Here is a 13,783-nt window from a genome sequence, read left to right as displayed (position 1 = left end):
TTTTCCCCTTTTGCAGAAGCACGCAAAGCACTATATTTAAGGGGATAGAAGCAATGCAGGGATCAGCGTAAACATGGTGCTCGGACATTCCGTTATTGCGGAAACGGCTGCTGCTCTCGATGAGCGCTCTGGTGAGATTTTCCGGCGTATCGTGGAAAGCTATCTGGAAAGCGGCGAACCGCTGGGCTCGCGCAGCCTGTCGCGGCTGTTGCCCATGTCGCTATCACCCGCTTCGGTGCGCAATGTCATGAGCGATCTCGAAGGGTTGGGCCTGATCTACTCGCCGCATATCAGTGCCGGGCGTTTGCCCACACAGCTTGGCCTGCGGTTCTTTGTGGATGCTTTCATGCAGGTGGGCGACTTGTCGCAGGAAGACCGAGCCTCCATCGACCGGCATGTGCGCCGCTCGGAACGGGCAGAGCCGCTGGAAACCCTGATGGCCGATGCCAGCCAGATGCTATCTGGCATGTCGCGCGGCGCGGGGCTGGTGATCACGGCAAAGAACGATCCGATCCTCAAACATGTCGAGTTCATTCGCGTGGCCCCCACCAAGGCGCTGGCCGTGCTCGTGGGTGATCATGATCAGGTGGAAAACCGGATCATCGAGCTTCCAGCCGGCGTGACGAGTTCGCAACTGACGGAAGCGGCCAATTTCTTGAATGCGCATTTGGCGGGCCAGACACTGGCCGAAGTGCGCGGGCAACTGGAAACGCTGAAAGAGAATGTACGCCGGGAACTGGATACCCTTTCGCAGGACCTTGTGGAGCGCGGTCTGGCGATCTGGTCCGGTGCAACGGACGATGACAAGCCGACGCGGCTGATCGTGCGCGGACGCGCCAATCTTCTGGAAGGCATGGCGGGTGGTGAAGACCTCGACCGGTTGCGGATGCTGTTCGACGATCTGGAAAAGAAAGACAGCCTGATCGAGATTCTCGAACTGGCGGAAACCGGTTCCGGCGTGCGCATATTCATCGGCTCGGAAAACAAGCTGTTTTCGCTGTCCGGTTCGTCCTTGATCGTTGCGCCCTACAAGGATGGCGATGACAAGATCGTCGGTGCGGTTGGTGTGATCGGACCGACGCGACTCAACTACTCCCGAATCGTGCCCATGGTGGATTATACAGCGCAACTTATGTCGCGCCTGTCGCGATCTTAAGAGGATAGAGCCCGCATTTTGCTCTCACATCGCCTGATAGGGCCCTCTCAGCCCTTGATTTTCAAGCGCTAAACCTCGACATAGGCGTTTCAATCGGATTGCTAATTGCGGAGACCGTCATGACCGACGAAACGAAAAACAACGGACCTGACGCAGCTGTTGCGGAAGACATTTTGAACACGGAGGAGACCGTTACACCGGAGGAGGCTGACATTCAGCCAGACCCGACGGAAGAGCTTCGGGCTGAAAACGCAGACCTTCGGGATCGTTTCATCCGTCTGGCTGCCGACATGGACAATCTGCGCCGCCGCACCGAGCGGGAAGTCAAAGATGCCAAGTCCTACGCTGTTGCCGGTTTTGCGCGCGATATGCTGGCCGTTGCTGACAACCTGCGTCGCGCGCTGGATGCCATTCCGGCAGAGGCACGCGAGAACGGCGATACCGGTTTTGCGGCCCTGATCGAAGGTGTGGAACTGACGGAGCGCTCCATGCTCTCCACATTGGAGCGCCACGGCGTGCGCAAACTGGAGCCGGAAGGTGAAAAGTTCGATCCGAACTTCCATCAGGCAATGTTTGAAGTGCCGAATACGGACATTGCCAATGGCACGGTTGTGCAGGTGGTCCAAGCTGGCTTCACGATCGGTGAGCGCGTGCTACGTCCTGCCATGGTTGGCGTGTCCAAGGGTGGCCCCAAGGCCGCGGCCAGCGAAACCGCTGCCCCTGCTGTTTGATTTCTGCTGTGTGAATCAAAAAGGCGTGTCGGAAGACGCGCCTTTTTTGTTGATTCGCCAGCTCTCGGCCGTTAGAGCGCTGTTCGATTTGATTGAATCAAATCGGCGCTCTAAGTCTGTATTTGGGAAGCATAACCTTTTCGATCCTCGCTCCGCTCCGGTCGGATTATGCTCTAAGCCGCGTTGGCATGATCCTCGTTGAGGAACGCAAACAATGCTGTTTCGGAGTTGGTTGCGCGCAGCTTTGCCACCATATCCTGATCACGCAGGACGCGGGCAATGCGTGAGAGTGCTTTCAAATGGTCTGCACCTGCCCCTTCGGGGGCCAGCAGCATGAAGACCAGATCGACCGGCTGGTCGTCCAGCGCCTCGAAATCCACAGGCGTTTCCAGCCGTGCAAAGATGCCGATAATGGATGTCAGATTGGTCAGCTTGCCGTGGGGAATGGCAATGCCATTGCCGACGCCGGTCGAGCCCAGACGCTCGCGCTGCAGGATCACGTCGAAGATTTCACGCTCGGGAAGTCCGGTGAGCTTGGAGGCTTTTGCCGCCAGTTCCTGAAGCAACTGCTTCTTGGAGTTGGCTTTCATCGCCGGAAGTATTGCATTCTGCTGCAGCAAGCCTGCCAATGCCATTCTCTTATCCTCGTTCGCCGGACGGAAACGCGGGGAGGGTGCGCGCCGGTTGCCCGGCACGCCCCTTGACCCATGTGTCCTGTCAGCCTTTGATATTGGCTGCGTCGATCCAGCCAATATTGCCGTCGTTTCGTCGGTAGACGATATTGAGTTTCTCAGAGCCAACACTGCGGAACATCAACACAGGCTCGTCGGTCATATCCAGCGCCATAACGGCGCTTGCAACGGACATGGTCTGGAGCTGCTTTGTGGTTTCCGCAACGATGGTCGGTGCAAAGTCTTCCGGAACTTCATCCTCTTCGTCCGGTACGCTGTCCATAACGGTGTAGGCAACTTCAGCCGATGGGCCCTGGCCTATGCCGTTGTAGTGATCCTTGAGTTTCCGCTTGTATCGGCGCAGACGCTTTTCAATACGCTCGGCCGCAGCGTCAAAAGCTGCCTGCGGCTCGTTGGCTTCTCCTGTCGCCTGTAAAACCACACCCGTATCGATGTGAAGCTTGCAATCCGCGCTGAAGCGCGACCCCGCTTTCTCCACAACGACCTGACTGGAATAGCCTCCGTCGTAATACTTCGTCACAGCGGCTTCAATCTGCTCTTCAATGCGCAGACGGAAGGAATCGCCGATGTCCATATGTTTACCGGATACACGCACACTCATGGAGTTTTCCTCTCTCGTTGTGATTTGCGTTTCCAGTCTATGCCAACCGTTCCTGCTATCCAAGCGCATCACACGCAAAAGTCGATTGCGTCTGTCCACTGGCTCGCAAATGGGTGATGAATTGAACCGGTATTAATTTCCCTTGCCGATTGGGGGCGGCATTTACCGCAGGCACGTCTTCAAGTCAATTAGGGTTACCAAACGCTTAAATTTAAGATTTTTCGCATATAAAGCGTACTGTTTTAAGCTTAAGCCACGCTTGCTTTTGCCATCGCACGTTTCTCGCGGCGTCTCTGGACGGAAGAGGCGATATTCATGGCCTCGCGATATTTGGCCACTGTGCGACGCGCCAGATCGATTCCCTCGGATTTCAAGTGATCGACAATGTCGTCGTCCGATAGCACTGCCTCCGCTCGTTCCTGCGCGATCAGACTGCGGATCCGGTGGCGAACCGATTCGGCAGAATGGCTTTCTCCACCTCCGGCCGACCCAATCGAAACGGTGAAAAAATATTTCAGTTCAAACAGCCCGCGCGGGGTCATGATGTATTTGTTGGAGGTCACCCGGCTGACCGTCGACTCATGCATTTTGATGGCATCGGCGATGGTCTTGAGGTTAAGAGGACGCAGGTGAGCAACGCCCTTTGTCAAAAACGCATCCTGCTGGCGCACGATTTCACTGGCTACTTTCATGATGGTACGCGCGCGCTGATCGAGACTGCGGGTCAGCCAGTTGGCCGTTTGCAGGCAGTCGTTCAAAAACGAATAATCCTCGCTGTTGCGCGGTGTATGGCGCGAAATGCGGGCAAAGTACGCTTGATTGACCAGCACACGAGGTAGGGCATCCGGGTTCAGCTCCACCAGCCAGCTGCCGTCCGGGGCGGCGCGCACCACCACATCGGGCGTAATGGCTTCGCTCGGGGAGGGCTGAAAGGCGCTGCCGGGCTTTGGGTCCAGTTGCTGGATTTCGCGCAGCATGTCCAGAAGGTCTTCCTCATCCACGCCGCAGATTTTTTTCAGCGACGCAAAGTCCCGCCGTGCCAGAAGGTCGAGATGGTTGACCAGTTTTTCCATGGCCGGATCCAACCGGTTTCTGGCTTTCAATTGGATAGCCAGACATTCGCTCAGCGAGCGGGCAAAGATGCCGGATGGGTCCAACTGCTGCAGCTTGGTTAGAACGTTCGCCACGTCTTTGGTAGGCACGCCTATCTGCGCCGCGAAAGCGGGGAGATCAAGCGCGATATATCCGGTGTCATCGAGCAGATCGAGCAAACGCTGACCGATGATCCGCTCGATATCGCCCTTGAGAATGAACGGGATCTGGCTGTCGACGAAGGCGCGCAAGGAGACCGGTGCGGCGACAAAATCGTTGATGTCATAGTCATCGCCAGCACCAGCACCCCGGTGGCTGTCCGGCAGCGATTTCCACTGCTCCAACAGATCCGGCGAACCGGCCGCCACAGGTTTATCATCATCCGGGAAAACGTTCTCGTAGTCGCCGTCCAGTGCGGTGCTCGCATCGCTCAACATGCCGGATGTGGATGCTTCGAAGGTGTCTCGCAGACCGGATGGTTCATCTGCGTCCGCTCCCCGTTGATCGAGCGAGGGCTCTAAATCCCAGGGATCGTCATGGACAGATGTGAGCTCCAGAAGGGGATTCTTCTCCACCTCCAGTTCGATGAACTGGTTCAGCTCAAAGGACGTCATCTGCAACAGCTGGATGGATTGCATCAGCTGGGGGGTCATGACCAGCGATTGGCTTTGACGCAGATGAAGACTGGCGGACAGTGCCATGGCGAACGCAAAACCCCTGGGTTAGAGCCAGCCGGTACGGCCCCCCGATGCCCGGCACGACCGGCTTCACCCAAGATTAAATTGAGTGATATGCCGATTGGCCCGAAAATTGCTTAGTATTGGGTTTTGGTCAAGAGCCTATTCAATATGAAAGGCTTTTTTACAACTTTCGTCAAACTGTGCGGCTATTTGACCGCGTGATGACGAGAATTCCTCGTTTTTATCAAAAACTGAAATTATCGCCAAGATAGAGGCGACGAACATCTTCGTTGTTCACGATTTCGTTGGGACGACCGTGCGCCAGCACCGAGCCAGCGTGAATGATATACGCACGGTCGATCAATCCCAGCGTCTCGCGGACGTTGTGGTCCGTAATGAGGACGCCGATGCCGCGCGATGTCAGATGGCGCACCAGTGCCTGAATATCCGATACCGAAATCGGGTCCACACCGGCAAAGGGTTCATCCAGCAGCATGAATGTCGGATCGGTCGCCAGCGCGCGGGCGATCTCAAGTCGGCGACGCTCACCGCCTGACAGCGATATGGCAGCGGCGGTGCGCAGATGCGAAATCGAGAACTCTGCCAGCAATTCGTCCAGCTTGCTTTCGCGCCGGTCGCGGTTTTTATCGTGCAGCTCCAGAACGGCCCGGATGTTGTCTTCGACGCTCAAGCCGCGAAAGATCGAGGCTTCCTGCGGAAGATAGCCGACGCCGAGCCGTGCGCGCCGATACATCGGCATGGATGTCACATCGTTGCCGTTGATTTCGATGGAGCCTTTGTCGACCGGCACCAGCCCGGTAATCATGTAGAAGCAGGTGGTTTTACCCGCACCGTTCGGCCCCAGCAGACCGACCGCTTCACCCCGGCGCACCACCAGTGAAACGCCATCCACCACGCGGCGACCGCGGTAAGCCTTGGACAGCTCACGTGCAATCAACGTACCTTCATAGCGGGCTTTATCAACCGGCGCGTTTGCAGGTGCCGTGGCTGATTGACCTGATGCTGCCGACTGTGGCGCAGTCACCTGCGCTTTGTTCGTCAAGGGTGGGCTTTGCACTGTGTGGTACCGTTAATTCTGTTTGGCGGGTGCAGGGCGAGACTTGGGGTCGAGCTGGATCATCACGCGCCGACCGCAGCTTTGCAGTTGCGCTTCACCGGTCAGCATCTGCACGTCCAACTGGCAGCCGACAAACACGTTTTTGCCCTGCGTTAACACGACCTTTTCGCCTTTGAGCACAAGGGTCTGTTTCTGCATGTTGAAGGTTCCGGTATCGGCGGTCGCCTCCTGCTCTTCCGAGCGGAGGTAGACTTTCTCGCTTACATCGATCTTTTCGATATCCGTACTGCCGCCAACGGCTGCGCCGTCTTTTGCCGTATACAGCACAATCATATTGCCGGCCTGCAAGGTCGTTGTTCCCTGCACCACCTTGACATTGCCGGTGAAGATCGCCTTGCGCTCCTGATCCTTGATTTCCAGCTTGTCGCTTTCGATCTGGATGGGCTGATCATTGGAGAGCTGTACGCCCTGCATTCGGCTGGTGGTTGCCTGTGCGGAGGCAGGCGTGCCGTTGGCCGCTGTCAGGCAGCCAAGCAAAGCGAGCGTTGCGGCGGACTTCAGAAATTTGCCGCCAAGGACTGGCATCGACTGCATGAGCTGCATGGTTCTCACTCGGTTTTGCGGATGGCGGCGGGAGAGACGTTAACCCTGACCGCGCCTTCGAAGACAATGTTACGTCCCTTATCCGTCATTCTCAGCGACTGTGCAACAATGGATGCATCGCCAGTCGTAATCTTGACGGGGGTTTTCGAGGACATTTCACCCGCAGGTACATCCAGATAGGCAGACTGAAACGTGGCCTTCAGCCCGTTGCTTAAATCCAGCGTAAACGGCTTGTCCAGTTGCAACTGGTTCTTGGCGCGGTTGTAAATGCCACTTTGCGCGGTCACAAGTGCCGTTACATCGTCCTTGACCGGCATTTTGGCAATGATCTGTTCCAGCGTTATCATGTCCGGGGAGGCCACATCCTGAAGGGCACGATTGGCCTTCATGGAGTAACTGATACCTTGGTCGTTGCGCCCGGAAATCGCCGGATTGCTCATGACGATCTTGCCATTTTCGATCGTGGTATTCTCGATCTCCAGCTCTTCCGGCAGATAAGTCCGGATGAACGACACGGCAATGAAGGCCGCGCCGATCAGGATCGCTATGAGTGGCAACAGAATTTTCAGGCGGCGCACGCGGAAGGAGTGTCCGGTCGCACGTTCATAGGCGTCGGGCATCAAATCCGCATTTGGCCCGGATCGCAGGCTGTTTGTGGCGGTCTTAAGCATGCATACGCCTCAAGGTCATTCCGTCGTTACATACAAAGATGTTTGTAAGTGTCATATGGCGGCTTTTGCCTGGTTTCACAATGGAAATCAAAAAAGATTATAAGCGGTTTTCTTTAGTGAGCGGTAAGATATAAAGATTTTGAAAGCTTGTCACACATTTTGGGTGTGATTGCGCGCTGACTATGGCGAAACAGGGGATATTTATGGATCAGTCTGCATTGGCCGATCGTCGGCAGTTGCGCCGCAAGCTCGGGTTCTGGCGTATCGCGACCATTCTGGCGCTGGTGCTGGCCGCTGGCGCAGTGTTTGTTTTTACGCGAGCATTGGGCGGATCAAAACCATCGGCGGCTCTTCCGCATGTTGCCCGTGTGGAAATCAGCGGGCTGATTCAGGATGACCGTGAACTGGTGGAGCGTCTGGATGAAATTGCCAAATCCGATTCGGCCAAGGCTCTGGTGGTCAGCATTTCCTCGCCCGGTGGGACCACCTATGGCGGCGAGGTCATTTACAAGGCCCTGCGCAAGGTGGCGGCGGTCAAGCCTGTGGTTTCGGACGTGCGCACTCTGGCCGCATCCGCTGGCTACATGATTGCGCTGGGTGGCGATACGATTGTTGCGGGAGAGACATCGATTACCGGGTCGATCGGCGTCATTTTCCAGTATCCGCAGGTCAAGCCGCTGCTGGACAAGATCGGCGTGTCTTTGGAAGAGATCAAATCATCGCCGCTCAAAGCCGAGCCGTCGCCGTTTCACCCGGCAACGGAGGAATCCAAAGCGGTCATTCGCGACATGATCAATGACAGCTACGGATGGTTTGTTGATCTGGTGGCCGAGCGACGCAAGCTTTCGCGTGACGATGTGTTGAAGGTATCGGACGGGCGTATCTACACCGGGCGTCAGGCTGTTAGCGCCAAGCTGGTGGATACGCTGGGCGATATGGATGACATTCGCACCTATCTTGAAACCAGGAAGATCGACAGGGCGCTGCCGCTGGTGGAATGGAAAAAGCCGGAAACCTACTCGTTCTTCGGAATGTCCTCGGCCATGCCGTGGCTTTTGAAAATGCTGGGTCTTGCCGGAGTCACACCCGGTGGGCAACTCGAAAACATGGGTGCTGACAAGTTGTTTCTTGACGGTCTGGTTTCCGTTTGGCAGGTTGGTGCCCGCTAGAATTCCGCCTACGCCTTTAAAATAGTTCACTATTATCAGGCGTGGGCTGGTTTTTTCGGCTGAGGAGGATAGTTTCGTTTCAGGGTGTATGACCAACCGGCAATGCGCGCCATGTGAGGGAAAGCAACAGTGATAAAGTCAGAATTGGTGCAGATCGTTGCGGCTCGCAATCCGCATCTTTATCACCGTGATGTGGAAAACATCGTGAATGCTGTGCTGGACGAAATTACCGATGCGCTCGCGGCAGGAAATCGGGTGGAGCTGAGAGGCTTCGGCGCATTTTCGGTCAAAAATCGCCCTTCACGATCCGGCAGAAACCCTCGTACAGGCGACTCGGTTTTCGTTGAAGAAAAGTGGGTTCCGTTTTTTAAGACCGGCAAGGAACTGCGCGAACGCCTGAATCCCGGCAGCGGCGACGACGAAGAAGATTGAGAAGAGGGAACGCCACCATGCAAACGTTCAAGAAACTGATCAACCTCGTGGTTCTCCTGCCCATTGGTATCGTGCTGATCATGTTGGCAGTGGCCAATCGCAAATCGGTAACGCTGGCGCTGAACCCCTTCAATCCCGAGGATACCGTTCTTTCCGCATCGGGACCGTTTTTTCTGTTTCTGTTTCTCAGCCTGATTCTGGGCATGGTCATCGGCGCGCTGGCGACCTGGGTCGGGCAGGGCAAGTACCGCAACCGCGCCCGCAAGGAAGCACACGAAGCGGTGAAATGGCATGAGGAAGCGGCAAAGCACAAAGCAAGGCACGAGACCGCGTCGCGTGGTCTGGTGCCGGTTTCCTCTCAGTAATCAGCCAGACGCGGTTTTCGCCGCTGCCGCCGCACTGAAATCTGCAAAAAACTTGGCGGCAATCCGGTGCGCCGTGGACCCCATCAGCTTGGCGCCCAACTGCGCCAGTCGCCCGCCGAGCGTAGCGGTGATATCGTAGTGCAGAATGGTTTCATTCCCGTCTTCCGTCAGCGTCACATCCGCACTCCCGCCGGCAACCCCGGCAAGCCCGCCCGTGCCGTTTCCGGAAATGGTGTAGCTGACAGGCGGGTTCACATTGGTAAGGTGAATTTCGCCACGAAAGCGAATGGGAAGCGGGCCGACGCGCAGCTTTACCAGAGCTGCGAGATCACTTGGTGATGTCCATTCCAGAGATTCGCAACCGGGAATGCAGTGCTGCAAGACAGCCGGATCGTTCAGCGCAGCCCAGACACTGTCACGCGGTGCGGCAATGCGCTCTTCGCCCTTCAAGTCAATCATTCACACACACCTCACGCTTGCTTCATCTCGGCTCGAAACCGCTTTGCCAGATAGCGGTAGCGGTGATATGCAGCCCGTTCAAACGGAAAAGACGGATATACCGACGTGAGAGATAAAGACCGCCGGCCAAAAGGCAAATCGGCATCAGCAGGCCCAGCGCATAATAGCGCGCGCAACGGCGTGCGCAACCAGCCTGCCAGCCCACAGAAACGTCCGGCGCACACGAAGGCAAAGCCCGAACGTCCCGTATCTCCGGCGAAGATTGCAACACCCGCGCCGACACCGCGACGCGAGGAAGAGCGCCTGTCGGTGCGGGCCGAAGTTGCGGCAATGCCGCAGCGGGTGCTGACACCGCGCGATGGTCAAAAGCCAGCCGAGCGGGTTCCCGTTATTCTGGAAACCTCGATTGCCAACGGATACCATCTGATTGACAGCGGCGATGGTCTGAAACTGGAGCAATACGGCCTTTACCGTATCGTGCGCCCGGAAGCGCAGGCTTTGTGGCCAAGGACGCTGGGCGTTGATATCTGGGACAAAGCAGATGCGATTTTCACCGGCGATACGGAAGAAGATGGCATGGGCCGTTGGCGCTTTCCCGGAAAACCGGTTGGCGAAGCGCTGGGTGAAACATGGCCGATGCGCTTGCTGGACGCCGATTTCCTCGGACGTTTCACAGCGTTCCGTCATGTCGGCGTGTTTCCCGAGCAATTGGCCCATTGGCGCTGGATGCGCGAGCAGATTGAAGCTTCTGAAAGACCGTTGAAGGTGCTGAACCTGTTTGGCTACACCGGCGTCGCGTCGCTGATTGCCGCGCGAGCAGGCGCGGAGGTGACGCATGTCGATGCGTCCAAAAAGGCCATTGGCTGGGCGCGGGAGAACCAGATTTTTGCCCGGGGCGAAAGCCTCCCCATCCGCTGGATCTGCGAAGATGCGATGAAGTTCATCCAGCGGGAAGAGCGTCGCGGCAACCACTACGATATTATTTTGACGGACCCACCGCGATTTGGCCGGGGACCGAATGGCGAAGTGTGGCAGTTGTTCGATCACATCGCTGCGATGCTGGATATCTGCCGTGAAATCCTGTCACCGGAGGCAAAAGGGCTGGTGCTGACGGCCTATTCCATCCGCGCGAGCTTCTACTCCATGCACGAACTGATGCGCGATACCATGCGCGGGCGCGGCGGCGTGGTGGAATCCGGCGAACTCATCATCCGCGAAGCCGGGCTTGACGGTCGTGAGCATGGCCGTGCCCTTTCAACGTCCCTGTTCAGCCGATGGATGCCACAATGAGCGACGAAAAAAATCTGAGTGGCCCCCATCGTGTCGGCCTGGTCAAGGAGGTCACCAGCCTTGCCAATCCCATCATCAAGGACATCAAGGCGCTCTCGCAAAAGAAGACCCGTGATGAGACCAACACCTTCATGGCCGAAGGATTGAAGCTGGTCATCGATGCGCTGGAACTCGGCTGGACCATTCGCACGCTGGTGTACGCCAAGGCGGCCAAAGGCAAGCCCGCCGTGGAGCAGGTCGCGTTGCGCACCTTTGCGACCGGCGGACTGGTGGTGGAGGTCAGCGAGAAGGTGCTGTCGTCCATCACCCGTCGTGATAATCCACAGATGGTGGTCGGCATTTTCGAGCAGCAATTCACAAGGCTTGCCGATATTCAGCCGAAAGCCACTGAGACCTATGTGGCGTTGGACCGGGTGCGTGACCCCGGCAATCTCGGCACGATCATTCGCACCGCCGACGCAGCGGGGGCCTCCGGTGTCATTCTTATTGGCGACAGCACCGATCCGTTTTCACTGGAAACCATCCGGGCCACCATGGGCTCGGTGTTTGCCATGCCCGTTGCCCGTGCCAGCGTCGAGGAGTTTTTGCGATGGAAAAAAGGCGCTGATGTGCAGGTGGTTGCCACGCATCTGGCGGGCTCGGTGGACTATCGCACCATTGATTACCGCAGAAAGCCCGTGGTGCTGATGATGGGCAATGAGCAATCCGGTCTGCCGGAGGATCTGGCCACTGAGGCCGATGCGCTGGCGCGTATTCCGCAACAAGGCCGCGCCGACTCGCTTAATCTGGCGATTGCCACCGGCGTGATGCTGTTTGAAGCGCGCCGCCACCTTCTCGATCTGGGCTGATCCTTATGGCAAGCGATACCACAATCAAGCGCGATACGATTTTTTCCAGACCACTGCCGATCGCCATTTTCATCGTGGCGGCGTTGCTGGTCGACCAACTCATCAAATTTTTTGTCGAGCGTGATCTACCCTTTGAGCAGGGGGTTCCTGTTGTGCCGATGCTGGCGCTGTTCCGCACCCACAATTACGGTGTGGCATTTTCCATGCTCTCGGGCATGGAGGGCTGGTTTATTGTCACCATGCGTCTGATCGTTGTGGCCTTTGTGCTGTGGTTGTGGCGAAAAACGCCGAAAACCAGATTTTTCGCCCATTTCGGCTTTGCCATGATCATCGCGGGTGCGCTTGGCAATCTCATCGACCGCCTGCTGTTTGGTTATGTCATCGACTATATTCTTTTCTACACGGAAACATGGTCATTCGCGGTCTTTAATATGGCTGATGTCTTTATTAGTGTCGGTGCCGCCAGCGTAATCCTTGACGAGTTTATTCTTATGAAAGAAAGTAGGAATATAAAAAACTCGGATGGATAGCGACTGGTTATGCGCTGTCCTTGTTTGAAGGTGCAGGCATGGTTGAGACAACGCAGACATGGACACACGCAGTCCCGACAACGCAAGGGAATTCGGATGATCTTCTGATTCTGGTCGAATCAAATTTTGCAGAGCACAGCGCTGTTCCTGATGAGCGTTTTGATGAAGCGGACGAACAGCAGGACAGTGCATTTCCCGCTGCCATGATAGGCATGGCATTGATCGTAGCTGCCGGTGCCATGGGCGCTAGCTTGGCTGTAGAAATCGCGCTTGCGTCTGCCGGAGCGGTGATGGTTGTTTTGGCGTTGTCCCGGTGGCTTTTCACAAGGGTTGCGCAAAGACGGGCTGCGGTGTCGCGACCCGACAGACAATAAGGAAAGAGCGCCATTGTGCTGGCGCCATCCCGGTTCTGATGTCATGTTGCCGTCGCAGATCTTTGTTACCTCTCGCGACAGAAGCAAGCGAACGGGGATGAATCGCTATGACTATCGACCTTCTGAATGCGCCCCTTCATGTGGAGCCGACCGTACTGCGCACACCCGCGCGTGCCGCAGCGGCGTCCGATGTGCTGGGTCGCATAGGCACACTGGAAACGCGCATCGCCCGCAGCCATTCAGAGGTCGATGCAGCGCAAGCCCTGCGCTACAAAGTCTTTGTCGAGGAAATGAATGCGCAAATCCCTTCGGAAGCCAACCGGCGCAAGCGTGATATCGACGCTTGGGACGCGGTTTGCGACCATCTTCTGGTGCTGGATACCAGCATCGAAGGGGATGCGGAAGAGCAGGTTGTCGGCACCTACAGGCTGCTGCGTCAGGATGTGGCCCGCATGTCCGGCGGCTTCTATTCGGCAAGCGAGTTCGATGTGGATGCACTGGTGGCGCGCCACCCGGACAAGCGGTTTATGGAGCTGGGCCGTTCCTGCGTTCTGCCCAAATACCGGACCAAGCGCACGGTGGAACTGCTATGGCAGGGAAACTGGGCCTATGCCTTGAAGCACAACATCGATGCCATGTTTGGCTGCGGCTCGTTCCACGGCGCCATTCCGGCGGAACATGCTCTGGCACTCTCCTTCCTGCACCACAGCGTGCGCGTGGCAGACGAGTGGGACGTATCGGCGCGTCCGGAACTGTTCAGAACCATGGATATGATGCCGATCGAGGCAATCAATCCGAAAAAGGCGCTGGCCGCGCTGCCGCCGCTGATCAAGGGCTATATGCGGCTGGGTGCCATGGTTGGAAATGGTGCTGTGGTGGACCACGCATTCGGAACGACCGATGTGTTGATCGTTTTACCGATCAGCAATATTTCCGAGCGTTATCTGAACTATTACGGCGCCGATGCCGGTCGCTTCAACAGTTAAAGTATCATGTAGCTGTGGGCGGGGCG

At 56.8% G+C, this 13,783-nt stretch carries 17 protein-coding genes; 10 read left to right on the top strand and 7 right to left on the bottom strand.

Annotated features, from left to right (window positions below):
* Window positions 1-73: 73 nt before the first annotated feature.
* Both hrcA and grpE read left to right on the top strand, forming a co-directional pair.
* The gene (gene hrcA, locus IFT84_RS04140; protein ID WP_192117336.1) at window positions 74-1,156 is read left to right on the top strand and encodes a heat-inducible transcriptional repressor HrcA; all 1,083 of its coding nucleotides are present in this window, start codon (window positions 74-76) and stop codon (window positions 1,154-1,156) included.
* Window positions 1,157-1,275: 119 nt separating this feature from the next.
* Window positions 1,276-1,887, top strand: coding sequence for a nucleotide exchange factor GrpE (gene grpE, locus IFT84_RS04135; RefSeq protein WP_192117335.1), 612 nt, complete (start codon window positions 1,276-1,278; stop codon window positions 1,885-1,887).
* A gap of 173 nt (window positions 1,888-2,060) precedes the next feature.
* On the opposite strand, the gene ptsN is transcribed toward grpE, so the two are convergent.
* The 6 genes from ptsN to lptC all read right to left on the bottom strand — a co-directional run bounded on the left by ptsN (window position 2,061) and on the right by lptC (window position 7,304).
* Window positions 2,061-2,522 carry a PTS IIA-like nitrogen regulatory protein PtsN gene (gene ptsN / locus IFT84_RS04130; RefSeq protein ID WP_192117334.1) on the bottom strand — a complete coding sequence of 154 codons (462 nt, stop codon included), beginning with the start codon at window positions 2,520-2,522 and terminating at the stop codon, window positions 2,061-2,063.
* 82 nt (window positions 2,523-2,604) lie between these two features.
* Window positions 2,605-3,180, bottom strand: a complete 576-nt coding sequence (gene hpf, locus IFT84_RS04125) for a ribosome hibernation-promoting factor, HPF/YfiA family (RefSeq protein WP_192117333.1) — start codon at window positions 3,178-3,180, stop codon at window positions 2,605-2,607.
* Window positions 3,181-3,428: 248 nt separating this feature from the next.
* Window positions 3,429-4,973, bottom strand: a complete 1,545-nt coding sequence (rpoN, locus tag IFT84_RS04120) for an RNA polymerase factor sigma-54 (RefSeq protein ID WP_192117332.1) — start codon at window positions 4,971-4,973, stop codon at window positions 3,429-3,431.
* Between the two features lie 223 nt (window positions 4,974-5,196).
* Window positions 5,197-5,997 (bottom strand): LPS export ABC transporter ATP-binding protein, encoded by an 801-nt coding sequence (lptB, locus tag IFT84_RS04115; RefSeq protein WP_192117596.1) that lies wholly within the window; start codon window positions 5,995-5,997, stop codon window positions 5,197-5,199.
* Window positions 5,998-6,042: 45 nt separating this feature from the next.
* Window positions 6,043-6,615, bottom strand: a complete 573-nt coding sequence (locus IFT84_RS04110) for an LptA/OstA family protein (RefSeq protein ID WP_192117595.1) — start codon at window positions 6,613-6,615, stop codon at window positions 6,043-6,045.
* A 23-nt stretch (window positions 6,616-6,638) separates the two neighbouring features.
* Complete coding sequence (gene lptC, locus IFT84_RS04105; protein ID WP_192117331.1) at window positions 6,639-7,304, bottom strand: LPS export ABC transporter periplasmic protein LptC; 666 nt, start codon at window positions 7,302-7,304, stop codon at window positions 6,639-6,641.
* 203 nt (window positions 7,305-7,507) lie between these two features.
* On the opposite strand from lptC, the gene sppA reads away from it, so the two are divergent.
* The 3 genes from sppA to IFT84_RS04090 all read left to right on the top strand — a co-directional run bounded on the left by sppA (window position 7,508) and on the right by IFT84_RS04090 (window position 9,270).
* Complete coding sequence (gene sppA, locus IFT84_RS04100) at window positions 7,508-8,473, top strand: signal peptide peptidase SppA (RefSeq protein WP_192117330.1); 966 nt, start codon at window positions 7,508-7,510, stop codon at window positions 8,471-8,473.
* Window positions 8,474-8,602: 129 nt separating this feature from the next.
* Window positions 8,603-8,905 (top strand): integration host factor subunit beta, encoded by a 303-nt coding sequence (locus tag IFT84_RS04095; protein WP_192117329.1) that lies wholly within the window; start codon window positions 8,603-8,605, stop codon window positions 8,903-8,905.
* Between the two features lie 17 nt (window positions 8,906-8,922).
* A complete protein-coding gene (locus tag IFT84_RS04090; RefSeq protein WP_192117328.1) occupies window positions 8,923-9,270 on the top strand; it encodes a DUF1049 domain-containing protein in 348 nt (115 codons plus the stop codon).
* Here IFT84_RS04090 and IFT84_RS04085 read toward each other — a convergent pair whose 3' ends face one another.
* On the bottom strand, window positions 9,271-9,726 hold the full coding sequence (locus IFT84_RS04085) for an SRPBCC domain-containing protein (protein ID WP_192117594.1): 456 nt from the start codon (window positions 9,724-9,726) through the stop codon (window positions 9,271-9,273).
* 108 nt (window positions 9,727-9,834) lie between these two features.
* Between IFT84_RS04085 and IFT84_RS04080 the strand changes: the two genes are divergently transcribed.
* From IFT84_RS04080 to IFT84_RS04060, 5 genes are all read left to right on the top strand, one after another.
* Window positions 9,835-11,019 (top strand): class I SAM-dependent methyltransferase, encoded by a 1,185-nt coding sequence (locus tag IFT84_RS04080; RefSeq protein WP_192117327.1) that lies wholly within the window; start codon window positions 9,835-9,837, stop codon window positions 11,017-11,019.
* Window positions 11,016-11,867, top strand: coding sequence for a TrmH family RNA methyltransferase (locus tag IFT84_RS04075; protein WP_192117326.1), 852 nt, complete (start codon window positions 11,016-11,018; stop codon window positions 11,865-11,867). The genes IFT84_RS04080 and IFT84_RS04075 overlap by 4 nt, the downstream gene beginning before the upstream one ends.
* A 5-nt stretch (window positions 11,868-11,872) precedes the next feature.
* Window positions 11,873-12,397 carry a signal peptidase II gene (lspA, locus tag IFT84_RS04070; RefSeq protein ID WP_192117325.1) on the top strand — a complete coding sequence of 175 codons (525 nt, stop codon included), beginning with the start codon at window positions 11,873-11,875 and terminating at the stop codon, window positions 12,395-12,397.
* Between the two features lie 38 nt (window positions 12,398-12,435).
* Entirely contained in the window at window positions 12,436-12,771 is a 336-nt protein-coding gene (locus IFT84_RS04065; protein ID WP_192117324.1) for a hypothetical protein, read from the top strand.
* Window positions 12,772-12,878: 107 nt separating this feature from the next.
* Complete coding sequence (locus IFT84_RS04060; protein ID WP_192117323.1) at window positions 12,879-13,757, top strand: GNAT family N-acetyltransferase; 879 nt, start codon at window positions 12,879-12,881, stop codon at window positions 13,755-13,757.
* Window positions 13,758-13,783: the final 26 nt, after the last annotated feature.

Source organism: Rhizobium sp. CFBP 8762 (assembly GCF_014841565.1).
Lineage (GTDB): Bacteria > Pseudomonadota > Alphaproteobacteria > Rhizobiales > Rhizobiaceae > CFBP-8762.
Note: the sequence above shows the minus strand (reverse complement) of the source record. Positions and strands in the feature narration are given on the sequence as shown.

Bases quoted from the DNA above. Each gene is read 5' to 3' on its own strand.
- hrcA (WP_192117336.1), top strand. From the start codon at position 74: ATGGTGCTCGGACATTCCGTTATTGCGGAAACGGCTGCTGCTCTCGAT.
- grpE (WP_192117335.1), top strand. From the start codon at position 1,276: ATGACCGACGAAACGAAAAACAACGGACCTGACGCAGCTGTTGCGGAA.
- ptsN (WP_192117334.1), bottom strand. From the start codon at position 2,522: ATGGCATTGGCAGGCTTGCTGCAGCAGAATGCAATACTTCCGGCGATG.
- hpf (WP_192117333.1), bottom strand. From the start codon at position 3,180: ATGAGTGTGCGTGTATCCGGTAAACATATGGACATCGGCGATTCCTTC.
- rpoN (WP_192117332.1), bottom strand. From the start codon at position 4,973: ATGGCACTGTCCGCCAGTCTTCATCTGCGTCAAAGCCAATCGCTGGTC.
- IFT84_RS04110 (WP_192117595.1), bottom strand. From the start codon at position 6,615: ATGCCAGTCCTTGGCGGCAAATTTCTGAAGTCCGCCGCAACGCTCGCT.
- lptC (WP_192117331.1), bottom strand. From the start codon at position 7,304: ATGCTTAAGACCGCCACAAACAGCCTGCGATCCGGGCCAAATGCGGAT.
- sppA (WP_192117330.1), top strand. From the start codon at position 7,508: ATGGATCAGTCTGCATTGGCCGATCGTCGGCAGTTGCGCCGCAAGCTC.
- IFT84_RS04090 (WP_192117328.1), top strand. From the start codon at position 8,923: ATGCAAACGTTCAAGAAACTGATCAACCTCGTGGTTCTCCTGCCCATT.
- IFT84_RS04075 (WP_192117326.1), top strand. From the start codon at position 11,016: ATGAGCGACGAAAAAAATCTGAGTGGCCCCCATCGTGTCGGCCTGGTC.
- lspA (WP_192117325.1), top strand. From the start codon at position 11,873: ATGGCAAGCGATACCACAATCAAGCGCGATACGATTTTTTCCAGACCA.
- IFT84_RS04065 (WP_192117324.1), top strand. From the start codon at position 12,436: ATGGTTGAGACAACGCAGACATGGACACACGCAGTCCCGACAACGCAA.
- IFT84_RS04060 (WP_192117323.1), top strand. From the start codon at position 12,879: ATGACTATCGACCTTCTGAATGCGCCCCTTCATGTGGAGCCGACCGTA.